This is a genomic window from Telmatocola sphagniphila, assembly GCF_018398935.1.
Lineage (GTDB): Bacteria > Planctomycetota > Planctomycetia > Gemmatales > Gemmataceae > Telmatocola > Telmatocola sphagniphila.
On record NZ_CP074694.1, the window covers coordinates 4,995,366 to 5,019,853 of the forward strand.

Here is a 24,488-nt window from a genome sequence, read left to right on the forward strand (position 1 = left end):
TATAACGCTTTGGCGAGAAGAAAAAATTTGCCAGGCGGCGACAGTAACAATGCCGGGCATGGAAGTGGGGTAACGGGGCTTGTGACGCGCATTTCTGAAGTGCGGGTCCTAGGGAAAATCGGCGGTTAACCGCACAGAAATTTCAGGCCTTACGCACTCACTGATCGCGATTGTGAATTAAAATTGCGGCATGGACTTCCGGGTCCTGAAAGTTCCCCCGCTCAGGTCACGCACAAAGGAGGGTAGCGACTATGCTCGTTTTGAGCCGAAAACTTGGGGAGAAGATCTTCATCGGCGAAAATATCTGTATCACGGTAGTCGATATTGATCGCGGCAAAATCCGCCTGGGTATCGAAGCCCCTCGCGATGTTCCCATCTACCGCCAGGAATTGCTGCCGGAAGGCGCCGCCGTGAAGCATGCTACCCCAGCTGACGTTAAAAGCACCGCGGGTACGGTATCCTGATGGAGGTTTGGATTCGGGCTCGGTTGAACGTTCGGTTTCGGACAATTAACCCCTCGACTAGCAACACCTGAAAAACCGACGCACTCTTCTTTTTTTACATTCACCGAACCAGCGATTCCAAGCTTCGAGATTTGTCGAAGCTTTTTTTATTGCTCCCCTTCGCCATCAAGTCAAAACCACCGGCTTTGGAACGATCCCCAACCGAATTTGAGCCTGCCGGGCATGCTCCCGCATCGACACGACCTGGAAGCGCCGTTGCAACTCTCCGAACATCCAGTCCGCCAGTTCGCACTTCTGCTGATAAGAATTCTTCATGGCCGGGAAAAACTCCAGGCCGATCTTATCCTCAACTCCCATGAAATCGAGCGGATGCAGCAGAATGCTCGGCTCCACGCGATTGAGTTGGCACAGCCGCAGCGCCCACTTGAAATAACTTTTGGCGAGGAAACGCGAATAGCCGGCCAGGTAGAGCACGTAGCTCAAATGAATGGGTACTTTGAAAATCGGCATCGTCGTTACGGGAATTTCCACCAGCGAGCCGCCGGGTAATTTCCAGTCGTAGGGCCGTAACGGCCGGAAGCCTTCTTTGAACTTCCCGAAAAGCTGCTTGCGCTTCTGCTTTTCCTCCACGGACAACCCTTTGGACTTCGCGAAATAGTACCAGCGGGCCAGCGGCCCCAAAAAGGTAGGGAAGGTCGAGCAGTCGTAGTTGTAGCCGCGATCTTTCAGCACTTTCAGAACCGTCTGCGAGAGACTGAAGCCCGGCCCGCGAAATCCTGTCGGCCGCAAACCGGTGGCGGACTCAATCGCCCGCTCGGTCTTTTGGAACTCTTCCTGAATCTGCTCCTCGGAATAGAGGTGCAACCAGGGCTCGTGATGAAAGGAATGATTGGCGACCTCGTGCCCGGCATCGGCAATCATTTTCAGAGCACTGTGATTCTTTTCCAGCGCCGCATCCTGTCCGACCACAAACCAGGTGATGGAGAGGTTTCGCTTCCGCAACATCTCCAGCACGCGCGGCACCACAATATCCAGGTAGGAAGGCAACGCCTCCCAACCCGGATCGCCGTGGGTCTTCATGTACGACCACTGATTATCGAGATCGAGAGATAAGGAGGCCAGCATGAAAAATCCCTGAAGATGTTGGCTACGCATCTACCGCGTCACTTGGTTACTGTCACCGCTCGCTCCGCCAACTGCAACGATTCATTCACATTCAAAGTGCCGTTCACGATCTGGGAAGAGTTCACCAGATACAATCCGGGCACTTCGGTCTCAAACGGCGAGACTTGCGACGAATAATTTTTGGTCGTAACTGCGAAGACGTTGCGCACCCGGGAAATCTGAAACGCCAGCACCTGGTCGCGGTGGAAATGCGGATAGATTTTTTCCAGCGCAGAGAGGAATCGTTCCTTAATCGATTCATCCGATTCCGAAAACAATGGATCGTCCGGCGCTACGTACTTGGGCAGATAAACCAGATGATGGTCGCCGAGCTCTTTCGGATCGACGAGAGCCGTCATTTCAATCACCGCCGTGAACGGCACCCAGGTCTCGGTGATGTTCGTCACGTAGTAATCGGCCAGCTTGTTCTTCAATAAAACCGAGGCACAGACAATACCCTGATAAGTGATGTCGCCGAGCTTTTTCCGAGTCGATTCCGACAAAAGCGGACAAAGCCGGGACAGCTGCGCGGCCGGAGCCGTGACGAAGACGCGGTCGAAAATTTCTTCCGTACCCTGCGGCAGCTTCACGCTCAATCCTGTAGCCGATTTTTGAATCGAATCAATCGGCTGATGAAGGCGAAGCGATACGCCGGCCTCGGTCAATTTTTCAGCGAACCGCTTCAGGATTCGGGCGTATCCGCCGCGCACGTAGCCGAACATCTCTTGTTTCAAGCCGCTACGCCGGGCGGCGTACATGCGTGCGATGATAGCCCAGATAAATGCGGCGGAAGCTATCGTATACTGTTCACCCAGCTTGGCCCGCAATAACGGCAGCCAGATTTTTTCAAACGTCCGGTTACCCGACCATTTGCGGAGCCAATCTTCGACGGAGATCGACTCCAGATAGCGCCAATCCTTGATTCGTGAGGCTTTCATGATCGTCAGGGCGAGCCGAAACTTGTCGATCAATCGCAGCGGGGGAAACTTCAGAAACTCCAGCGAATTGGACATCGAATAGAGTCGGCCATCGGTGTAGAAACCGGTTTTGGTCGTCTTCCATTCGAGTTCGTTTTCGAGGCCGAGATCCGCCAGCACGTTTCGCACGGCCAGATCGCTGAGCAGAATGACGTGGTAGTGTTTGTCCCAGGTGATATCGCCGATGTTCCAGGCGGCCGCCAAGCCACCGACTTCCGAGGCGCTTTCAAACAGCGTAACCGGATGCCCTTGCGCGCGCAACCGGCGGGCCAGTTCCAGACCCAAGACCCCGCCGCCGATGATTGCCGTATTTTTTTGCATGCTCACAAATGAAAAGAGCACGACTGCATCGGGTTTGCACTCTGCGAAACCCCGATTGGCCGTGCCTTCTTTGCCTTACTCTTCTTCGGTTATCGAATTCTCATTCACCCGGTAGCGCAGACCGCACGCTTCGCAGACACAGACTTGGCTGACTTTTTGCTCCGGGCTGCAGCGAAACAACAATTGCCCGCACCGGCAGACGCCGCCGACCATCCGCGCCGGGTTGCCGAGCACCAAAGCGAAATCGGGAACGCTCCTGGTCACCACGCTCCCCATGCCCACCATGGCCCAACGGCCGATAGTCAGATCATTGCCGATCGTACAGCCGGCCCCGATGGTGGCTCCAGCTCGAATGAGTGTCGGGAGCGTATGCTCATCGGCGTCCGAGCTGCGCAGCTGTTTCAGATCGCTCGTGGTGGCTCGAGGGAAGCGATCATTGGTGAAGATCGTCCCGGCCGAAATCATCACGCCGTCTTCAATAGTCACGGCGGTGCAGATGTAAACGAAAGCGTTGATTTTGACCCGATGGCCGATCTTCACTTCATAGGCGATATAGGTTTTCTCGCCGATGATGCACTGATCGCCGATCACCGTATTGCGGCGAATATGGACATTGTCCCAGACCGAGGTTCCTTCGCCGAGAACCACGCCCGATTCGATGATAGCCGTCGGATGAATCATTTCGAAGGGAAACTCTACGGTTAAAATTTGGAGTCGGAAACCCGATCCCAGCGGGTACTTTCGAGCGACATGTAGGCGGTCTCAATGGTACGCACGGAGGCCAGTGCATCTTCGTGGGTGATTCGCAATGGCTCGACTCCATGGATCGCCCGGGAGAAGTTGAGGATGATGTCCCGAAAAGCCTGAACCTTGTTGTAGCCGTTGCCGAACTTCACCCAGTCCTGGCCAGAATGCAGTCGGTAGCGGGAATTCTTCCAGCCGATTTGCATGGTGCCCAGCGAGCCGTAGATATTGATGTAATTTTCCTGGTCCTTATTGATGCTCCAGGACAAGTCGACGCTGACCAGGACGCCCGCCCGGCTATGGCAGAACAGGCGAACGGTATCTTCGACTTCCAGACCTTGAACGCGCTTGCCTTCAATGCTGTGCACGTCGTTCAGAGGGCCGAGAAAATAGCGGGCGATATCGACCGAATGCGTGCCATTGTCGATGAGGACCCCCCCGCCGGAAATTTCCTTCAGGGAGTTCCAACGGCGACTCATATCGACTTTGGAGGTGAAGGCATTTTCGAACAGAATCACATCACCCAGAATATTCGAAGCCAGCAGGCTCTTGGCCTTAATGATGTCTTCGACGTAGCGAAATTTGGAAGCCATGGTGATTAGCCGGTTGGCCTTGCGGGCCACATCGACCATTCTCTTGGCGCTTTCGCTCGTCAATGTGAACGGCTTTTCGCACAGAACGTTCTTACCAGCCTGCAGACAGTCGATGGCAATCCGCTCATGGGTATTGGGCGGGGTGCAGACAATCGCGATGTCGAATTCCGGCCCCTTAGTCAGCAGTTCCTGGTAATCGGTGTAAGCGGGAACCGATAGCCGTTCTCCCATGGTCTCGGCCGCTTCGTTACGCGTATCCACGACCGCGATCAGTTTTGCTTCCGGCAGGTAATCGAACGCCTGCACGTAACTCTGGGCGATTCCGCCCAGCCCAATCAGGGCGCATTTCATCGGTTCCGGCATCACTCTCTCCGTTGCTGATTCAAAGTTCTATCGCAGGGCTTCAGCCGCTTCTTTCACATTGGCCGCAATGTAATCCAGGTGAACCTGCTCGTAGCGCTCGTTCCACGGCAGCACCAGAACCCGTTCCAGCATTTCAAAAGTGCCTTTGAACTTGGCGGCGTCGTAATTGACCGCTTCGGTTCGGGCCAAGGTGAACGGCCAGCGACTGTTGCCGAAAGTCTTCTGTTCCGCGAAGACCTGGCAGCGGAAGGCCGGCTTCTGAATGTAGCGCGGCGCCGAGGCAATGCCCCGTTCCTTGAGCAGCTTGGCCATGCCGACAGCCCCCCCTTTGATCACGGCGGGATCTACCATCAGACAGTACTTCCAGTAAACGTGCGTGTTGCGTTCGTCCACCCAGGGAGTTTCAATACCGGGCAGGCCCTGCAACTGGCTGGAGAGCCAATCGGCCGCTTCCGTTCGAACCCGAACGCTTTCCGCGAGCTTCGGCAATTGCGCCACCGCACAGGCACTCTGCAATTCGCTGATGCGATAGTTCAGAGCGAGGAAATAGTGATCCGGGTTGGCGTCGCCGTAACCCCAGGCCTTGTTGATGAACAGGAAGACTCGGCGGGCCAGCTCGGGATTATTGGTAACGACCAGGCCGCCTTCACCGGTGGTGATGTGCTTGCCTTGCTGGAGACTGAATGCCGCCAGATCGCCGAAGGTGCCGATCTTCTGACCGTTGTGCGTGGCCTCGAAAGCCTGGGCACAGTCTTCAATGACTGGCAGGTTTTTCGACTTGGCCAGCGTCATGATCGCCGTCATATCGCAGGGATTGCCGAACAAATGCGTAACGACGATGGCCTTGGTACGTTCCGAAAGGCAGGCCGCAATGCTATCGTCGGTGACGTTCCCGGTGCGCGGATCGACGTCACAGAAAACCGGGATGGCTCCCTGGAACAGAATCGGGGCTAGCGCTCCCATATCGGTGATCGAGGTCGTGATGACTTCATCGCCCGGCTCGAGATTCAAGGCCGCTACCGCACAGTGAATGGCTGCGGAACCCGAAGAGCAGGCATGAGCATACTTCCTTCCCAGAAGTGCGGCGAACTTCGTTTCGAATTCCTTGCTGAACTTTCCCTTGGTCGCCGTCAGGGTTCCCGAGTGAATCGCTTCACTGATGGCGGCAATCTCTTCCGCGCCGAGCGTACGGCCGGTGGCGTCCTGATCGGACGGCAGGGTGACTTTTTTCAACTCGGGAGCAAGCGTTGCGCTCATCGGTATCTCTCTGAAGCGACGAAACTCCCGGACCGCACCGAGCGGTGGAACGTTTCGAGACTGTTGGTTTTTGGGAACAGGAAAATCTAGTAGTTACTTCCGACTTTCAACTTCTCGGCGACCGCTTCGATGTTCAATTCGCGCAGTCTCCGGGCGACCTGCTGTTGGGGAGGTTCCGCGGGGGGAGTGCTGCCGGGGAACAACCTTTTGAGGGCCAATCGACTCATTAACTTCAAATGTCCAAAGATGGTTCGCAGCGTCTTCATCTTGCTGCGGCCCAGCATCCGGACTTCCAGCACGGCGGGGAACTCCACAATTTTGCCGCCCGAAACATCCAAAAGACCCAGCATTTCCGCGACCCCAAGATAACCGTCGTACTTGGTCTTCATGTCACAGAATTTACTCCGGCGATAAACGCGGAAGCAACTGGTGTAGGTATGAAGCTTGTGACGGAGCACCTGTCGATACATGCGGGAGGCCATTTTCGACAACTGCAACCGCCAACCCGGCACGTTTCGCACCCCTCCCTCGGGGTGATACGGGGAAGCTGTGACCAGATCGACCTCCGGCTTCAACAGCGGGATCATCCGGCCCAGTTCGTGCGGGTCGTACGTGCAATCGCAATCGATCGAACAAACGATCTCGGTCCGAGCGTGGCGGATGCCCGTCAGGATCGCGGCGGCCACGCCCCGATTCTTGTCGTGCTTGACCAGTTCGAAGCCGATCTGATTCCCGAAGAGACGTCGCATCTCTTCCCAGGTCCGATCTTTCGAACCATCGTCCACTAAGATGAACTGTAGTTCGTATTCCGTTACCAGGCGCTCAAAAACGCTGCTTAAAGTGTTCCCTAAATAAGGGAGTACCAGCTCCTCGTTATAGAGCGGAATCACAATCGTCGCCGGGATCCGCTTGGTCAGCTTCAGGACCTCCGGCGGAATATTCAATTCGAATTCGGAACTGGTTTTTCCCTTGAGTCGAAGCATCGCCTGTTGGGGCGGAACGCGGACAGTACCGGGATCGTGCTCCAGCGTCGTGTCCAGCTTCATGTAATCGGCGATGGTGGTGAACTTGTACTGCTCGAAGTAGCTGCGCAGAATCTCTTCCATCCGATCGAGATTGCGATAATGCCGAATACGATTCAGCGCGCCGCCGGCGGTGATGCGCGGCTGATCGGGGTCGATTTCCCAAACGTGGAAGTAGAAGACTCCGGGCACCTGCTGCTTTTCCATATGCGAATTCAAGCGCTTGCGCAGAAAGCGCTGCGGCAGTTGACGGAGATAATTGCCGCCGCTGATCGGGACGTGCAGCCCGGCGATGCGGGTAGTCGTGATCGGAAATTCCCAGAGAGTGCGATCGCCGCAGGCGTGCTGATGCGGGAAGCGCCGCCACTGTTCATCGCGATACTGACGACCGATGGGGGCAATCGAAGAATCGTACGCGTAGCCGGCCTGGGTCAGCACATCGAGAGCCCAGAGATCCTGCGGCTGAAACCATTCGTGGGCCACGCGATAGCCGAGCACCCTGCGATTAGCGGCCTCTTCGAGAGCCTGTCGGGAAACCAGGGCATCTTCCTGAAATTCCTCCGGCGTCATGTCCCGGATGCTGCGATGGTAATAGCCTTTGGAAGCAATTTCGTGCCCCCGGTCGGCCACTTCGCGCACCAGATCGGGAAACTGGTCGGCAATCCAGCCCAGAATGAAAAAGGTCGCCTTGATCTTGTAATCGTCGAGCAGATCGAGCGTCTTCCAGGTGTTTTTTTCGATGCGTGATTCGAAGCGGTACCACTGTTTGCGCTGGATCAGCGCGTTGAAAGTGCCGACTTGATAGTAATCTTCAAGCGCCACCGTCAGGAGCTGCCGACGCCAGTGATTAGCGGTATTCATGGGAAACATCTCTCAGGCAAGATCGAATAAGAGCAGAAGAGAGTGAGTTATTTACGAAACCCACATCGTCGCAGGTTGGGTTTTTCGCGTTTCGCCCCCGGTCGCTTCGGTAGATTGCGCGGGGAGCCCGTGGAAAAATTCCAGAAGCGCTTCGGTGATGCGCTGGCCGGAATCACCTTCGCCGAACGGATTCGCCGAATCCGCAGGCAATCCTTGAGCCGGGTCGTTGTAGAGGGCGCTCAACATTTTTTTTAGGCTATTCGCATCCGGGGCAAGTCGGGCAAATCCCGCTTCCACGGCTTCGGGCCGTTCGGTGTTTTCGCGCAGAACGATCACCGGTTTTCGCAGAGTGGGTGCCTCTTCCTGGATGCCGCCAGAGTCCGAGACGATCAGCCAGCTTTCCTGCAACAGGCCAATGAAGTCGGGATATTCGAGCGGTTCGGTGAGGAAGATGCGTTCCCGACCGGCCAGATGCTGCTGGGCCGCCTCCCGAACCCGCGGATTGGGATGCACCGGGAAGATCAGGGCCACATCGGTATGGCGAGCGACGAAGTCCCGCAACACCGCGAGATTGCCTTCGAGTGTATCGCCAAAACTTTCCCGGCGATGCGTCGTCAGCGCTAACCGCTTATAGCCTTGCGTTTGATCGAGAATTCGCTGCAACCTCTCGGAGCGGTCGGCTACCAGGATCATATTCAAAGCATCGACGACGGGATTGCCGGTCACCACAATCGACTGGGCCGGTATTCCTTCCTTGAGTAGCGACTGGCGGTTCTGCCGGGTAGCCGCGAAATGGTAACTCGCCAGCCGGGAGACCAGACGGCGGTTAGTTTCTTCGGGAAAAGGATTCATCGGGTCGGCCGTTCTGAGTCCCGCTTCGACATGGCCGATAGGAATCTGCCGATGGAAGGCCGCCAGGGCCGTGGCGGCCGCCGTGGAGGTATCGCCCTGCACCAGAACCAGATCCGGTTTTTCTTTTTCGAGTAACGGATCGATTTCCTGCAGGATTCGCCCGAACAGCAGATTCAAAGGCTGCCCTGGCCGCATGACCTGCAGAGTGTGATCGACGCGGATGCCGAAGAGTTTGACGAACGGCGCCACCAGATCGGTATGCTGACCGGAGAAAACGGTTTGAACCTGAAACTGCTCGGTAGCGAATTCCAGTTGCCGAATCACCGGGGCCAGCTTGATGATTTCCGGTCGAGTTCCGAAGACGACGAAGATTTTTTTGCGCATTTTTCTGGTGGGTGTTGGTCGATCAGGGAATACCGCGGACGATGCGAGGGCCGATCACTTTAGTGACTCCAACCGGGAGCTTCTGCCACATCCGGATGAACCGGGCGAATTTGGGATTATCCGGCCGGAGTTCGCGCATTTTGCCCGAGCGCTGGAAGTACTGCCACACGGCGGGCTCAGGCTGCGCCCCCCACTGCTTCTTGAATTTGAAGGTGTTGCCATCGAGTGTCGATCGACCGAAATCGAAGACTTCGGAGCCTTTTTGAATCGCGCGATCCAGCAGATTCCAGTACATGAGCATATTCGCGCACGTCGAATTATACTCGCGGAGGGAAGAAGCGCTCGGCACTTCAGTAATCCGCTTGCCGTGACACAAAACCGCGGCGGCAATGGCCTTATTTTCCAGCCGAACTACGCAGATTTCCACTTCGTTCGGGAAATGCTTCAGCATCGCCTGGAAAAGTTTGCGCGAATAGACCGGAGTTCCCAGATCCCGCATATTCACGGCGAAAATTTCATACAGTTCGGGAAGCAGATCCGCCTGGCCCCAGACGACCTGCAATTTCTGCTTTTCCCCTTTGCGAACCTGGTTGCGGACTTTCGGGGAAAGATCTTCCCACAAGGCCCCGGGAAAACTGGGCAGGGCCAGCCGCATGTGCACTTTGGTCGATACCGCGCCGTTGAATAAGGGATGCTCGAACGCCTGTTCGTGCCGCAGTTCGAGACTTTTGACCTTTAATCTCTTGGCCAGATCGACAGCCGATTCGAGCAGTGCTGCTCTCACCGCATCGTTGTCCGCCTGCAAGCCGCCGGAGTTCAAATAGGGCAGACTGACCAGATAGCGTCCGAATAAAGTGCTGCGTACGAAAGCCAGAGGCAGAAGGCCCACTGTCTGACCGTCCCGCCGGGCTTCGAAAGCACAGGGCACATGCCCCAGCCCATCGCGCAGCACATACAGCCAGTTAGGATGCCAGGAGAGCGAAACGCGTTCCCCCTTCCAGGCATAATCGGTCAGCTCCTGAAGGCGATCCTTCAGGGCCGCACCACGCAGCAAATCGATATTCGTATTCATTATTCGGGGTTCAGATTAATCATGCTCGGACAAATTGTATCGCAAGGAACAACTGGCAAGCGCTGGGACTACATCATTGCGGATGCTTGAAGCTGCCAGGAGTATTGCCGGGCGAGGCCTTCATTCAGGGAAACTTGCGGCGTCCAGTTCAGATGTTTGCGAAGTTTGGTCGTATCGGCGAAAGTATGGCGTTGATCGCCGTCGCGAGCCGCTTCCACTTTGATGCGGAACTTCTTGCCGGCAATGGTTTCCAACTTCTGCAGGATATCGTAAACGGTGGCCATTTCTCCGCCGCCGACGTTGTAGGTCTCCCCGGCGGGGGCGGCACTGGCCAGTTGCGTGGCGCGGACGCAATCTTCGATAAAAGTGTTGCCGCGCACCTGCTGACCATCGCCGAAAACGGTAATCGGCTCATCCTGAATCAAGGCTTTGATGAACTTGTTGTAAGCCATGTCGGGCCGTTGCCGGGGACCGTAGACGCTGAAGAAGCGCAGCACTACCAGGGGCAGATCGAAAGAATCCATGTACGCCCGGCAGAGATTCTCACCGGCCAGCTTGGTCACCCCATAGGGCGAAACCGGCTTGGTCATCAGCGATTCATCGCCACTGGCAAATTTGCCGTAGACACTGGAAGTCGAAGCGTAAATAAATCGTTTCAGTCCGCTGTGTTTGCGGGCGGCCTCCAACAGTCGTTGCGTGGCCAGCACATTGCAATTCATGTAGAGATCGAACTCGGTCCAGCTGGCGACCAGGCCGGGCATGGCCGCGAGATGATACACCACATCGACGTTTTCGAAGTACTTAGCGAGCGCATCGGTCCGCAGATCGACCTCGAAAAACTGATAATTCGGGTGCGTCTGCGCGGCCACGATATTTCGGCGTTTGAGGGCGGGAGCGTAATAAGGCACGAAAGCATCCAGACCGCGAACAGTATGGCCTTCCGCCAGAAGCTGATCGCAAAGTGTGGAGCCGACGAATCCCGCCGCACCGGTTACCAGAAAAGTCATGATGTCTCTGTTACTTACGCGCGAGCATGCGGTCGTACATGCGTCGCAGCTTATCCATTCGTTTGGCAAAGCTGAATTCGTTTTCCACCGTTTGGCGAGCCCGGGAACCTAACCGCTGCCGCAAGGAAGCCTCTTCGACCAATCGCTGCAACGCTTCCCGAAGATCCTCGACTTGACCCGCCCGGACCAGCAGCCCATTTTCACCTTCGCGAATCAACTTCGGAACCCCGTTGACGGCTGTCGCCACCACCGGCACCTCGGTAGCCATTGCCTCCAGCACGACGTTGGGCAAACCCTCGCGATGGCTGCTCAGAGCGAAGATGTCGAACGCCTCATAAAGCTGAGGCACATCGGAACGGTAGCCGAGTAGCTTCACATGATCCTGCAGCGACCAATCCCGGATGATCTGTTCGAGCTTCGCTTTCTCTTCTCCTTCACCGACGATGGCCAGTTCAACGAACGGGAAATTCTGAAGCAGGTGGCCGACCGCCGCGATCAGGATATCGAAGCCTTTTTCGGCACTCAGGCGTCCGCAGGCACCGATGAGCAGGCGATCGGTTCGGAAACCAAGCTCTTCCTTGGCTTCGGTAATCGACTTACGGCGTTTGTAATCTTCGAGATCGATGCCGTTTTCCAGGAGTTCGCAGCGGGTGGCGGGTACGCCAGCCTGCCGGGCCAACTTATAAAGGTCCTCGGAAACGCAGATCACTTTTTCGTAGTAGCGCAACGTCAGTTGATCGATGCGATAGTAGAGCGGGGTGCGATGGGTGTTATGCACCCAGCCGTGCAGCGTGGTCACCAGTCGCATCGGATGAAATCGCTTGAGAAGCAGTCCCAGAGCGTTCGTCTTATAATCGTGGCCGTGCCAGATATCGACTTGCTGTTCCCGGCAGATTTTCAGCATGCGCGGCACGACGCGATAGTCGAGCGGCCCTTCATCGTGCACGCTCAGCAGTTCGGTCTGCTTGTCGCGTGCCTTGTCGCGTAATTTCTCAAACCCGGCATCCCGCGAACTGTGCATGTAAGCACAGAGCATCCGGTAACCGGCGCTTTGCAGATAGCGCGGCGAGTTGATGATGGTCTTATCCGGACCGCCGCCCGAACCGGCTATTACCCGCGCATCGAGAATGGTCACGGGCTTCTGTTCGGTCTTCTGCAACACTACCATGGTTAGTCGATCCACTGTTGAAATTGTCGCGCCTTGGATGACCAGCTTTCGTCCTTCAACCGCTGTCGAGCCTGGAGCTGTTCGGCCGGCACACCCTCTTTTAATCGTTCTCGAACCCGATCGGAAAACTCCTTCGGATTCGCGGCCAAATCGAGTGCGTCCGACCAATCTCTATTGGCCGGCAGATCCCGAGCCACCGCCGCTTTACCCGTCGCCAGATATTCCTTCAACTTCAACGGCTGCATCGCTCGCGTCACCGGCAGATCGGCATAGGGCATGATCAGGACGTTGGCCTCGGCGGCCAGCTTCGGCAATTCCTCGATGGGCACGGCCGCTTTCCACTGCACCCGGGGTAACCGAAACAATTCCGGATCGGGTTCGTTGGTCGGTCCCACGAGCAGAATCGTTCCTTCAGTCAGGTCTCGCGAAAGCTGACGGACGAATTCCAGATCCATACGCCGGTCGATCACACCCCAGAATAGAAAAAGCGGCGCGTCGTGGGGAGAAAATCTCACAATCGGAGGGGCGTTCTCGACTTGCCAAAAATCGGCGTCGACGCCGTGCGTTAGTAATTCAACATCGGATCTTCCCAGTTTTTTCATCCGCTCCCGTAACGTTTCGCTGACGGCAACGATGCGATCGACGCGGGAAACCAGAAGTCGCTCCATCCGATCCATGGCCTTTTGATCCAGGCCGGGCCACTGGCTGAAATCATCGACGCAGTAGTAGACCCAGCGCTCGACGGGCAATTTCCCCACCAGGTCGGCCACAATCGGCAGAGTGGTAATCGCTATTGGCTTCGCAGTCTTCTCCGCGACTACCGGCATCAGGTGTCGCAGCAAGAGTTTGCGGTTAATCGCTCGATCCATGCCGGATCGAAAATAGGGCCACATTTTCGGGTTGTAGACCCGCAGATTCGCTGGCAATTCCAGAGCTTGTAAAGCTTTTTTTTTCGGTAGCACCCACTGGCGAAGCTTGCCGGCCACTCGTTTGAATGTCGCCCAATCGAGCTTGGGCGAACGCGTGCCGATGGTGTTCACCCAGGCGACTGGTCGCTCCGCCACCAGATGCCGGATCAGATGCTGGCAGGAAGAAGGATGCCGACCCCAATCATCGGAGAAGACCAATAGGGGTGAAGTCATAAAGTAATTTCGACCCGTAACTTTCGCACTGCGTAGCTTGATGGATTTTCTGGAGTATTGGAAGACGTCATGGATATCGACATTCGGCTCTCACCCGGCCAGCTTTCGCAGCGAACTCAGGAACCCGTTACCCACGGCGTGCCCTTTGCCCGGGGAGTTTTGACCGACCCCAACCACTTACGGCTTCACGATCCGCACGGCAATTCTCTACCTCTGCAAAGCGAAGTATTGGAACGCTGGCCCGATGGCAGTTGTCGCTGGGTCCTGCTCGACTGGCAGGCCACCGTTAACGGGGAAGCCGTTTATAAGCTCAAGATTGCGCCGACTTCGACCCGGCCGCCGGTGCTGAAGGAAGTTCCCAAGTTCATGGACTGGGAATTGCTGGTGCGGGATGAAGCCTGCAAAGAGTACACCTACGACTTCACGCATGCCAAGTTGGAAACCGATGGCCCCCTGCGAAAAACCTGGTTGATGAAGGTCGACCCGTCCCTGGCCCGGCACAACGAACTGCCGGTAGCACTGACCGCCCGCATGGACTATTTTCTCGGCTTGAACGTCTGCCGGGTTCAGTTGACGCTGCACAACTGGCGCGCCGCCGAGCACCCGGGTGGCCTCTGGGACTTGGGCAACGGCGGCTCGGTCTATCTGACCGCCGCGGAACTCAAGCTCAAAGCCAGCGGTACGATTCAATATTCTCTCGATCCCGATGCACCGTTTGAAACGGTGCCCGGTTCCAGCTGTTTCGTGAATCAGTATTCCTCGGGGGGAGTCAACTGGTCGAGCAGTAACCATCTCGACCGGCACCGTAAAATTCCGATGAAACAAACGGGTATCGAGTGCTTCCCGGTCCGGGAAGAAAACCTGAGCGAAATGCGAGCGGTGCCGATTCTGCAGCGTGGCTCGCGGGCCATCTGCCTACCGGAGTTCTGGCAGAATTTTCCCAAGTTCATCGAAGCCCGGCCGGAGGGACTTTCTCTCGATCTCTTTCCCGCCGTGCCCGAGACGGCCAATGAAATTCAAGGCGGCGAGCAGAAAACCCACACCTTCTATATCGCTTTTGATATCGACAAGATCACAAGCCACCCGCTGGAGTGGGCTCGAGAGCCACTACTGCCTACGCTGGATCCCAACTACGTCGAAAGTACCCAGGCGATCAAATATCTGACGGCCAGATCGACCGATTCCCAGAGCATTTATTTGAAGCTAGTCGATCAGGCCATTGAAGGCGAGGATACGTTTTTCCGAAAGCGCGAAATCATTGACGAATATGGTTGGCGGCACTTCGGCGATATCTACGGCGATCACGAAGCGGTGTTTCACGAAGGTCCGACACCGCTGGTCTCTCATTACAACAACCAGTATGATCCGGTGGCTGGTTTCGCTTATCAGTTTCTACGCAGCGGCGACCGGCGCTGGTTTTCGCAGATGAGCGAACTTGCTCAGCACGTCATCGATATCGACATATATAACACCGATGAAGATAAGGCCGCTTATAACCACGGCCTGTTCTGGCATACCTACCACTACGTCGACGCCGACACGGGAACGCACCGCACTTATCCCAAACGCGGCCGTATTCCCCCCAAGGGAATTCCCGTTCCCGGCGGGGGACCGGCCAACGAACAAAACTACGCTCACGGCCTTTTGCTGACTTATTTTCTGACCGGCAACAAGCTCGCTCGGGACGCCGCGATCGGTCTGGCGCAGTGGGTCATCGATATGGACGATGGCGGCAAAACTATCTTCCGTTGGCTGACCCGGCATCACACGGGTTTAGCTTCCAGTTCCCGCGATCCGTCATACCATGGTCCCGGCCGCGGCGCCGCCAATTCCATTAGCGTGCTTTGCGACGGTTTCCGACTCACTCAGAATCGGAAATTTCTGAACAAAGCCGAGGAACTGATTCGACGCGTGATTCACCCGAGCGACGATCCGACGCGGATTCTGACCTTGAAGCACAACGGGAAGGTCCTGGTCGATGCGGAAAATCGCTGGTTTTACACGATGTTCCTGCAAGCCCTCGGCAAGTATCTCGATCTGAAGGTGGAGCGGAACGAATTCGATTCCGCTTATGCTTACGGCCGGACCTGCCTGTTGAATTATTCGCGCTGGATGCTGGAGATCGAAGCGCCTTATCTCAGCAATCCGGAAATCCTCGAGTATCCCACCGAAACCTGGGTCGCCCAGGACATGCGCAAGAGCGAGATTTTTCTATACGCCGCGGAACATGCCGAGACTTCCGAACGGCCGCTATTTCTGGAGAAAGCTCGATACTTCTTCGACTATTCGGTGAACACTCTCGACGGCATGAAAACCAAATCTCTGTGCCGACCGGTGGTACTGCTGCTGAGCTTTGGCTGGATGTACAACTGGTTCCAGAAGCATCCCGAAACCGTGTTGCCCGGGCCTAAGGAGTCAAAAACCAATTTTGGTCAGCCGACCGTTTTCGTTCCTCAGAAAGTTATCGCCAAGCAAAGAGCGAAACAACTGGTTGCGGCGGCGGGACTATTAGTGATGGCCGGGATCATTTATCTGGTGTTGAAGCGATAAGGCGAATTACAATGTTGGCGGATTCCTTGAACGCATCTTCGCAAAGATTGCGATGCGTCGCTAAAGGTCAGACTCGTTCGCGAATGACCTTTGCCGGCACGCCCCCGGCGACACATTGATCGGGAATCGATTTGGTCACCACGGCGCCGGCGCCGATCACACAGTTTTTCCCCACATCGGCCATCACCACGGCCAGACTACCGATCCAGCTACCGGCCCCGATCGTCACTTTTTCGAAGACCCCTTCCTGCTCGCGAATCGGAACATTCGGGTCATCAATGCCGTGCATTTTGGAGCCGCTGGTTACGTGCGTGCCGGAAGCAATCAGCACATCGCGCTGCACGTGCACTTTACCCAACTGACAGCGGGAACCGATGTAGACATTCTCTTCGATGCGAGCCTGGGTCTTGGAGAAAATCACTCCGAAGCAAATCGTCGCCGACGGATGACATTTCTCAATCGTCCAGGCCAGGAACGCCCGGCGGATGTACTGGCCCGATACGCCGGGCAGTATTGCCAGCTGTTCAGTAGAACCTTCGAGCGACCGATCTTTGCCCAATACGGGCACCTTCAGAAAGTAGACGAGTACAAACGGGAAGGCAGCGATATTGGCAAGAAAATGCAGCGCGGATTTGACAATCGATTTCATGCCAGTTGTTCGTACAGCTTTTTGTAACGCTGGAGGGTTCGTTCCAGAGTGTAGATTTCTTCGACGCGCTTCCGACCCGATTCTCCCATCCGTTTCGCCAGAGCTGGATCTTGAACTATTTTCAGGAAAGCCGCCGCACAGGCCGCATCGTCGTTGCGCGGCACCCGAAACCCGTCGATGCCTTCCCGAACGATCTCGGGATTGCCGCCGACATCGGTCACGACCACCGGCCGGGAACAGGCCATGGCTTCCAGCAGGGTGAGGGAAGCTGCTTCGCTGACGGAGGTCAGTGCGAAGATATCCACAGCCCGCAGAATATCGGCCACATCATTGCGGATACCGAGGAACTTGACCCGCTTCTCGATTTTCAAATCGCGAACCTGGGCTTCCAGTTGCGGCCGCAGCGGGCCATCGCCTACTAATACCAAATCGATATTCGAATCAGTCCCGGTCAGCCGAGCAACAGCCCGGATCAGCATGGCGTGATCCTTCACCGGATGAAAGCGGGCCACGCAGGCGATATATTTTCGCGTTTTGGAGAATCCGAATTTCTCTCGCAGCGAATCGAGATCCGCTGCTTCGCAGTAGCGCGTTAAGTCGATGCCGTTTTCGATGACTTCGATGCGATTGGCCCGGAACCCTTCTTTCTCCATCAAGGCATACGCGCTGAATTCGCAGCAGGCATTCACCGCATTGGCCAGACGATCCAGAAACAGCCGGTTGAACCAGCGCCGTTTCCAGGACACCACATCGGGATAGTGCCGGCCATGCTCGGTCAGTATCAGCCGGAAAGAGAAGCGGGCCGGGATTTTCGCCAGGGCCGCGTAGAAAAACGGCGAGTACTGATGAGCGTGAACGACTCGAATTTTTCGCTTGCGAATCTCCCGGGCCATGCGCCAGGCCACTTTCCAGTCGAGCCCCGGTTTACGGCCGAGATTCACCAGAGGAATCCCCTCGGCGATCATCCGCTCACCGATCTGACCCACGCCATCGAGACAGAAAATCGTCGGCTCGATCTGATCTTTCAAACGACGGATCGTCTCGGCTACCAGGACTTCCGCGCCGGCCACCTGCATCAGGTGCAGTACAAAACCGACCTTCAATCGCCCGGTGGGACTCGACTCAGAAGATACTTCCACAATCTCGGCTTTCCGTTATCCAGCTTTGGGTGAAGCCGTGGAGCGAACGATTTTCGGCGGCAACTGGCGGGCGAGCTGAGAATAGACTTCCGCCAGAGGATTTACCGAATTGCGATATTCTTTCGCCTTGGTGACTGCCCAAAGCTGGGCCCCCAGCAGCATCATGACGTAAGGCAATTCAAAATTTTCCAGCGACAGAAAGACTCCGCCCACGCAGAAGACCAGAATCGCCGACTCGACGCCGTTGGCCATCAGGATCGTCAGCCGCTGGTCGTAGGTAAGTTCCGTATCAGGCTGCTTCTGTGCCAGCACCGTTTTCCGGGCGGCTCGCACGGCGAACGCGAAGGAGGTAATGGCCAACAGGTAAAGTCCCAGCGCCATTAAACCGCTGTCGGCCGCGATCTGCAGATATTGGCTATGGATCGTACGGCCATCCATATCCGCCCCGTAGCTGAACGTATAGCGATTGGAGTTTCGAATTCCAAAGCCGAAGAACGGGTGCTCGTTGGCCATCTGCCAGGCAATGGCCCAACTCGTCAGCCGGCTATTGGCACTATCGTCGCTCTGAAATTTTTCAACGGAGAAGAACCGTTCGCGAACTTCATTCCCGGCCAGGGCCAGAACGACAATCGCCAGACCGGTCATCATCACGGCGAGCTGTCTCTTGCGAGTGCAGCGAAGGAAGTACAAAGGCACCGAGGCCAGAATCGAGACCATCGCTCCCCGGCTGAAAGACGTCAGCACGGCCTCAATGATCACCGGAATCATCAATAGGAATCCCCAGCGCGACCAGTGACGGATGCCGTCCCAGGCGAACAGACAAAGCGGCACTCCCATCGCCAGCATCAACCCGGCGCCGTTGTTATCCAGCCCGCCGAAGCCGGTGCGGTAAACTTTCAGATATCCCTGAATGTGGTAGATCTGATTCATTTCCAGCGCGATGTAACAGAGCGAGCCGGTCACAATCAGATACAGGATCCAGATCTGCCGTATGGTGGTGATGACCACCGTGGCCACGCCGTACATGACGAAGATTTTCAAATATTCGATGAACGCTTCCTGAGCCACCTGCTGATCTTCGGCCGTGAAGTAGGTAATCACAATCCAGATGGCGAACAGGAAAAAGAATCCATGAGCCAGGACATGCGGTGGAGAAGGTAAGCGTTGTCTTCGTCCGGTTTGAATCCACTCGCCGACTTTCCAGACGAACGTGCCGAAGATCGCGGCCATGGCCACATAGAAGGACCACTGGATCCCCTGCGGCAAATCCCACTCCCACAGATACTGCGGGCGGAGCGTGGCGAAGAGATAATAGACCGATACGCCAATGAATGGCGTGGAGGATAGACTGCCGCTGATTCCGATGAAGGTGATCAGCGCGAGTAATGCGAGTTTTACCATACTATTTCAGGCCTTCCACGGCCGTTTTCGCGCAGGCTTCCCAGGTGTGATGTTGCAACACCCAGTTCCGCGCCGCCTGACCCAGATCCTTCCGCAATTGCGCACCGGCCCAGAGATCCATAACTCGGGACGCAAATCGGTTGGGATGACTTTCCTGATAAACGCTATCGCCAGCCGCTAATCCTTTGACCGTTCGCGGAGTGCAGACAATCGCTTTGCCTAGCGCCGCTGCTTCCAGGAGTTTATTTTTTATGCCGCCGCCACTGACGAACGGCAACACCACCACTTCGTGCCGTCGAACTTCCGAACGGATGTCAGGCAGGTCGGGCCGCAGGATCATTCCCGGCGTCGATTTTGCCAGGTTCTCGACCGGGGCCGTCGCCTTGAATCCATAGACGCTGAAGGTGGCTTCCGGCCTAGCCTGCTTCAAACGCGGCCAGACATTCTGACAGTACCATTGCAAGGCTTGGATATTCGGCCCGAAATCGAGCCGACCCCAGAAGACTGTACTCAACGGCGTCTGAGCTTCATCGGCCGGGCAATAGTATTCGCCATCGATGCCATTGGGAAGCACATCGGTGGCTCGATAACCGGCCACCCAGCGTAGCGCTTTTTTATCGGCCGGGGAGACCATCCAGACCCGATCGAGGAGACGGGAGTAAACCCGCTCGTACATCCCCTTGATGAGGCCCTCTTTGAGCTCTCCCCAAGTCGAAGATTTCAGCATCCGCACCTGCGAAGTGTGGTGCCAGAACCATTCGTCCCCGGCATACCAGACCCGGCGAGCGGAATCGACCGCTCCCAGATAAGGCAGAACATTCAGTCCGACAACGGAAACCACATCGGCCTTCAATTCTTTGGCCAGATGCCCCACTTCGCGAATGATCTCGGGCCGGATTCCCCAGTAACCTCTGAACTTCTCCTGCATCTTGGAAAGGTTCAGCGTACCGTTTTCAAAGCCTTTGCCGGTCAGAGTGTGCGTGGAACTCAGACCGCCACCCGCCACCGCCTGAGGATCGACTTCTTTAAGTGTGGCCAGACTGACCTCATGCCCCAGCGCTGTGAGAGCCCGCATCAGATAATACGAGTGAACATCGTGCCCGCTGGAGCGCGGATAGGCCAGATTTTCTTTAACGAAGAGAAAATGCATTTTGTCTAGTTGCTCAGCTTCCGAACGAACTCAAAGACCCCGCGCAGTACCGGCACACCCCAGCGATTGCGTTTTTCCAAGGGGCCATAGTACTTGTGCAGGCCATCCCATACCCCTTCCAGTACGGCGTTCGCCGAATCGGGAGACTGATTCTCGCGCTCGATGGAGTAGCGATAGTAAACGTACTTCCAGTAGGTCCGCATCGATTCCAGACGATTGCGGCCCTCGGCATGCCGATAGACATGCTTGTTCAGCAGCAACCGTAAATTTCGGGAATCGTAATAGCGTTGAATCCGGCTGCCCGTGCGCTTGAAGCTGACGCTGCCCTTGTGCCAGACCAGCGATGTGCCCAGTACACCGCAGCCGAAACCGGCTTCGCGGGCTCGCAGGCAAAAATCGCTCTCCTCGTGAATGAGGAAAAACCGCTCGTCGATCAGTCCGATCGCTTCGAAAACGGCTCGACTAACCATCATGCAGCAACCGTTGACGATTTCGACCGGAGTGATTGTCCGCGAATTTTCTAAAGGCACCGATTTGCGTTCGAAGAAGCCGGGATAGCCGGGGTGATTGAACACACAGCCATCGGTCATGACCACTTCGGGATCGTCCATGAAGTTGATCACCGGTCCGATCACGCCGTAGGTCGGATTGGCCGCGGCCGCTTCCAGCAGAGTACTCACCAGGGAAGGGGAAACTCGCGTGTCATTATTCAAAAGAATAATCTGCTCGGCCCCGCGCTCCAGAGCGTATTCGATTCCGGTATTGTTCCCGCCGGCCCAGCCGCCGTTGGTGTTTCGCGGCAGGGTATGAATCCAGGGATGATTTTCCTTCATCTGGTCGAGGCGATTTTCCTTCGAGGCATTATCGACCAGGACGATGGCGCACGAATTCCGGATCGGCTCCAGGGAAGCCAGACACTTGATGGTGTCTTCCCAGCCGTTGAAATTGAGAACGACTATCCAGACAGCAGGATCTACCGGATTCATGTCTTTTTCAGCACTGCTCGGGTTCGCACTTCGGGCTGCGGCAGTTTCGGAGTCAGATCGACCGTGCCGAAGGCGATTTGTTTCATCCGGCGAATCACTCGGGCCAGTCCACTCGGCAGGGAACTCAGCGCGTAGTAAGCGAAGCCGCGAATTTCGAAACCGGTGGTTTTCATAAGATCCATGAAACGCGTGCGTGCCGTGGCAAAATCGCCGCGATCGTAAGCCTTGTAGGCGTAGCCGAACAAGTGATGCTGCAAGTGCCGTTCGACCAGTTTCTTCTCGTAACCTTCCAGGTAAGCCTGCGTTCGCAGCTTTTTCAGAGCTAGGCAAAACTCCGCACTCATGCCGTCGGCGTCGTTGGACATCCCGCCTTCGTGCTTGGTATACACAGCCATCTGCTCATCCCAGAAGCCGAATTTCTGGCAGTTGGCCAGTCGCAGACAGAGATTCCAGTCGGCTGCGCCACACAACTCGGGATCGAACTGCCCGCTGCTTTCGAAGACTTCCCGGCGGATAATCATGGAGCCGAGGAAGATCGCATTACGATGCAGCATCCAGCGGAAGAAGGGGACCGGATCCAGGATTCGAAAGTGCGATTCCGGTTCCTTACAGAGCACATCAAAAAAGGGCTTCTGACCCTGCAGCAGCGACTTGTAGCCATCCACCGGATTGCCCACGGCGGCATCGGTGAACAGGGCATCGACCTCGGGATAATCATTCAGATAGGCCAGCGCTTCCGCCGGTTTGCCGGGCATCCACTCATCGTCGCAATCGAGGAACGAGACGTAATCCCCGGTGGAGTGTTTGAAACCGGTATTGCGAGCTGTGGCCGGGCCGCTGTTTTTCTGGCGGATGTATTTCGCCCGGGGATCGGTTTCGCGGACGACCCGTTCGGTGTCATCGGTCGATCCATCATCGACGACGATCACTTCCAGATCGGGCACGCCCGATTCCTTCAGAATGCCGAGTAGCTTCCGGCAATATTCGGCGCGATTATAAGTTGGGATGATTACGCTGAGGGTTTTCATAGTTAAACAACCAATTCGAAGTCACAACGGATTACCCCATCGACTGGGGGAGCCATGCGGTTGTCGTCCGGGGCCGGAACGATTTCCATTTCGCAAACCGCTTCCAAATAATCGTAAATTCGGCTGGGGCGCTTGCAGAGCCAGAGTCCCAGCGTGTAAATTCCCGGGTTCAACGGCACCGACCGGATGCGGATTTCGAAAACATTTTCGCCCGCTTTCAATTCAATCGGCCGATCGAGCACCATCGTGTCGGCATTCAACAGCTTGTAGCCGCCGCGATCGAACAGGATGACCGACATGCTATCGGCCACACGCGGCTGCTCGGCGTGAATGGTCATGCGCGCGGTCATCGGCCCGCCACTGGTGACGTTTTGTTCGGGGGAAGCTCCGTAGTAGGCCAGCTTCACAAATTTCGCTTCCTGATTGCCCATCCGAGCATAGGAATCAATCGCCAGTTCCTGACCGGCGGGCGTCAGCGAACCTTCCGCTTCCAGATATTTGGAAACGACCGTATCGGTATCGCCCTCGGCCACCACTGAACCTTTGCCCAGCATGATGCAGCGCTTGCAGAGCTTGCGCACGGCCGTCATGTCGTGACTGACGAATAGCACCGTGCGGCCGTGGCTCGAGACATCGCGCATCTTGCCGAGACACTTTTTCTGAAACTGGGCATCGCCCACGGCCAGAACTTCATCGAGAATCAGAATCTCCGGCTCCAGATGCGACGCGATGGCAAAAGCCAGGCGTACGTACATGCCGCTGGAATAGCGCTTCACCGGCGTGTCCAAAAATTGCGTCAGTTCCGCAAATTGCACGATTTCATCGAATTTGGCATCGATTTCCTTGCGAGTCATGCCGAGAATCGAGCCGTTGAGATAGATATTTTCCCGGCCGGTCAATTCGGGATGAAAGCCGGTGCCGACTTCCAGCAGGCTACCCATGCGCCCCTGGTATTCCACCCGTCCCGAGGTCGGCTCGACGATCTGAGACAGGACCTTCAGCAGGGTGCTTTTACCCGCCCCGTTGCGGCCGATAATGCCGACCACTTCGCCCGGCTCGATCTGGAAGGAAACATCCCGCAGAGCATAAAAGTCATTGACGGTGGTTTCCGAAGACCGGGCCCGGAGCATGTTCCAGGAGCTTCGCGCCATCCGACTGAGAGTCTCGGTGAGGTTGCGATCGGGCGTACCGCGCTTGCCCAGCCGATAGCGCTTGGTCAGATTTTCAGCAATAATTGCAGGTCGCATGGGTGCTCGAGTCGATCAGATAATATCGGCGAAGCCTTTTTCCACTCTGCGGAAATACGCCGAGCCGAACAGGAACAGCATCAGACTGATGCCGCCGGAAACAACCAGGGCATACCAATCGAGCGGACCATTCAAAACGCACTGGCGAAAATTGAGAATCAATCCGTAAACCGGGTTCAACGGCATCAGCCATTGCGACAGGCTGCCGATGCTTTCCGAGGGCAGATAAATACAAGGCGTGGCCAGCATCCAGAGCTGCACGGCAAAGTTCAAAACGTATTTGAAATCGCGCTGGGCCACAATCAGAGCCGCCAGCAGAATGCCGATCCCCAGCGCGCTGGCGATCAACAATCCCATGATCACCGGTGCAAGTAATAAGGTGATTCCCGGCGTCACCTGATAGACCAGCATCAGCACAACCAGCAGGGTGATCGACACCAGAAAATCGAACAGGGCCGAACCCACCGAACTGATCGGCACTAATAATCTTGGGAAGTAAACCTTGGTAACCAGATTCTGATTCTGGATCACACTCATCCCGGCCGTGCTGATGGCGTTGGAAAAGAAGGTCCAGGGCAGGATGCCGGCGAAAACGAACAGCGAATAATGTTCGATCTGGTTGGCCACACCGCCCATCCGCCCGATGCAGAGTGCAAACACGAGCATGGTGGCCAGCGGTTGAATGAAAGCCCAGGCCACACCGAGCACCGTCTGCTTGTAGCGGACCTTGATATCGCGCCAGGTGAGATAGTAAAGCAGTTCCCGGAAGCGCCAGAGCTCGGCCAGACGGAAGGCCGCCCAACCCTGCTTCGCTTGAATGACCGTGATGGCCAGCTCCGGTAAAGGCGCGGCCGGTGTCGGCGATTGCGGAGGAACGGCCTCGATCGTATTGGTCAAACTATTCATTTCCGGTTCAAGCAGACTCAAGGACAAACCTTGCGATTCGC

21 protein-coding genes are annotated in these 24,488 nt (G+C 56.2%); 2 read left to right on the forward strand and 19 right to left on the reverse strand.

Going from position 1 to position 24,488, the window contains the following annotated elements; translation table 11 throughout:
- Positions 1-251 precede the first annotated feature (251 nt).
- Positions 252-464: a carbon storage regulator gene (locus KIH39_RS20100; RefSeq protein ID WP_246539358.1), complete on the forward strand. Its 213-nt coding sequence runs from the start codon at positions 252-254 to the stop codon at positions 462-464.
- A gap of 165 nt (positions 465-629) precedes the next feature.
- On the opposite strand, the gene KIH39_RS20105 is transcribed toward KIH39_RS20100, so the two are convergent.
- From KIH39_RS20105 to KIH39_RS20155, 11 genes are all read right to left on the reverse strand, one after another.
- The gene (locus KIH39_RS20105) at positions 630-1,589 is read right to left on the reverse strand and encodes a polysaccharide deacetylase family protein (protein WP_213495011.1); all 960 of its coding nucleotides are present in this window, start codon (positions 1,587-1,589) and stop codon (positions 630-632) included.
- 38 nt (positions 1,590-1,627) lie between these two features.
- Positions 1,628-2,926, reverse strand: coding sequence for an NAD(P)/FAD-dependent oxidoreductase (locus KIH39_RS20110; RefSeq protein ID WP_213495012.1), 1,299 nt, complete (start codon positions 2,924-2,926; stop codon positions 1,628-1,630).
- 75 nt (positions 2,927-3,001) lie between these two features.
- Positions 3,002-3,607 carry an acyltransferase gene (locus KIH39_RS26880; protein ID WP_213495013.1) on the reverse strand — a complete coding sequence of 202 codons (606 nt, stop codon included), beginning with the start codon at positions 3,605-3,607 and terminating at the stop codon, positions 3,002-3,004.
- Between the two features lie 20 nt (positions 3,608-3,627).
- Positions 3,628-4,626 (reverse strand): Gfo/Idh/MocA family protein, encoded by a 999-nt coding sequence (locus tag KIH39_RS20120; RefSeq protein WP_213495014.1) that lies wholly within the window; start codon positions 4,624-4,626, stop codon positions 3,628-3,630.
- A gap of 27 nt (positions 4,627-4,653) precedes the next feature.
- Entirely contained in the window at positions 4,654-5,883 is a 1,230-nt protein-coding gene (locus KIH39_RS20125) for a DegT/DnrJ/EryC1/StrS family aminotransferase (protein ID WP_213495015.1), read from the reverse strand.
- 86 nt (positions 5,884-5,969) lie between these two features.
- Positions 5,970-7,766, reverse strand: coding sequence for an XrtA system polysaccharide deacetylase (locus KIH39_RS20130; protein WP_213495016.1), 1,797 nt, complete (start codon positions 7,764-7,766; stop codon positions 5,970-5,972).
- Between the two features lie 51 nt (positions 7,767-7,817).
- Positions 7,818-9,002, reverse strand: coding sequence for a non-hydrolyzing UDP-N-acetylglucosamine 2-epimerase (wecB, locus tag KIH39_RS20135; protein ID WP_213495017.1), 1,185 nt, complete (start codon positions 9,000-9,002; stop codon positions 7,818-7,820).
- Positions 9,003-9,024: 22 nt separating this feature from the next.
- Complete coding sequence (locus KIH39_RS20140) at positions 9,025-10,074, reverse strand: FemAB family XrtA/PEP-CTERM system-associated protein (RefSeq protein ID WP_213495018.1); 1,050 nt, start codon at positions 10,072-10,074, stop codon at positions 9,025-9,027.
- A gap of 68 nt (positions 10,075-10,142) precedes the next feature.
- Positions 10,143-11,081: an NAD-dependent epimerase/dehydratase family protein gene (locus tag KIH39_RS20145; RefSeq protein WP_213495019.1), complete on the reverse strand. Its 939-nt coding sequence runs from the start codon at positions 11,079-11,081 to the stop codon at positions 10,143-10,145.
- 10 nt (positions 11,082-11,091) lie between these two features.
- Positions 11,092-12,249: a glycosyltransferase gene (locus KIH39_RS20150; protein WP_213495020.1), complete on the reverse strand. Its 1,158-nt coding sequence runs from the start codon at positions 12,247-12,249 to the stop codon at positions 11,092-11,094.
- A gap of 2 nt (positions 12,250-12,251) precedes the next feature.
- The gene (locus KIH39_RS20155; RefSeq protein ID WP_213495021.1) at positions 12,252-13,391 is read right to left on the reverse strand and encodes a glycosyltransferase family protein; all 1,140 of its coding nucleotides are present in this window, start codon (positions 13,389-13,391) and stop codon (positions 12,252-12,254) included.
- Positions 13,392-13,460: 69 nt separating this feature from the next.
- On the opposite strand from KIH39_RS20155, the gene KIH39_RS20160 reads away from it, so the two are divergent.
- Entirely contained in the window at positions 13,461-15,941 is a 2,481-nt protein-coding gene (locus tag KIH39_RS20160) for an RIFT barrel domain-containing protein (protein ID WP_246539359.1), read from the forward strand.
- 67 nt (positions 15,942-16,008) lie between these two features.
- On the opposite strand, the gene KIH39_RS20165 is transcribed toward KIH39_RS20160, so the two are convergent.
- From KIH39_RS20165 to KIH39_RS20200, 8 genes are all read right to left on the reverse strand, one after another.
- Complete coding sequence (locus KIH39_RS20165) at positions 16,009-16,590, reverse strand: acyltransferase (protein ID WP_213495022.1); 582 nt, start codon at positions 16,588-16,590, stop codon at positions 16,009-16,011.
- Positions 16,587-17,729 (reverse strand): glycosyltransferase, encoded by a 1,143-nt coding sequence (locus tag KIH39_RS20170; protein ID WP_246539360.1) that lies wholly within the window; start codon positions 17,727-17,729, stop codon positions 16,587-16,589. The genes KIH39_RS20165 and KIH39_RS20170 overlap by 4 nt, the downstream gene beginning before the upstream one ends.
- A 15-nt stretch (positions 17,730-17,744) precedes the next feature.
- The gene (locus tag KIH39_RS20175) at positions 17,745-19,130 is read right to left on the reverse strand and encodes an O-antigen ligase family protein (RefSeq protein WP_213495023.1); all 1,386 of its coding nucleotides are present in this window, start codon (positions 19,128-19,130) and stop codon (positions 17,745-17,747) included.
- A 1-nt stretch (position 19,131) separates the two neighbouring features.
- Positions 19,132-20,280 carry a glycosyltransferase family 4 protein gene (locus KIH39_RS20180; protein ID WP_213495024.1) on the reverse strand — a complete coding sequence of 383 codons (1,149 nt, stop codon included), beginning with the start codon at positions 20,278-20,280 and terminating at the stop codon, positions 19,132-19,134.
- A 5-nt stretch (positions 20,281-20,285) separates the two neighbouring features.
- Positions 20,286-21,266 (reverse strand): glycosyltransferase family 2 protein, encoded by a 981-nt coding sequence (locus KIH39_RS20185; protein ID WP_213495025.1) that lies wholly within the window; start codon positions 21,264-21,266, stop codon positions 20,286-20,288.
- Entirely contained in the window at positions 21,263-22,294 is a 1,032-nt protein-coding gene (locus KIH39_RS20190; RefSeq protein WP_213495026.1) for a glycosyltransferase family 2 protein, read from the reverse strand. Before KIH39_RS20190 ends, KIH39_RS20185 begins: the two co-directional genes overlap by 4 nt.
- A gap of 2 nt (positions 22,295-22,296) precedes the next feature.
- Complete coding sequence (locus KIH39_RS20195; RefSeq protein WP_449343005.1) at positions 22,297-23,424, reverse strand: ABC transporter ATP-binding protein; 1,128 nt, start codon at positions 23,422-23,424, stop codon at positions 22,297-22,299.
- A gap of 132 nt (positions 23,425-23,556) precedes the next feature.
- Positions 23,557-24,447, reverse strand: a complete 891-nt coding sequence (locus tag KIH39_RS20200) for an ABC transporter permease (RefSeq protein ID WP_213495028.1) — start codon at positions 24,445-24,447, stop codon at positions 23,557-23,559.
- Positions 24,448-24,488 lie beyond the last annotated feature (41 nt).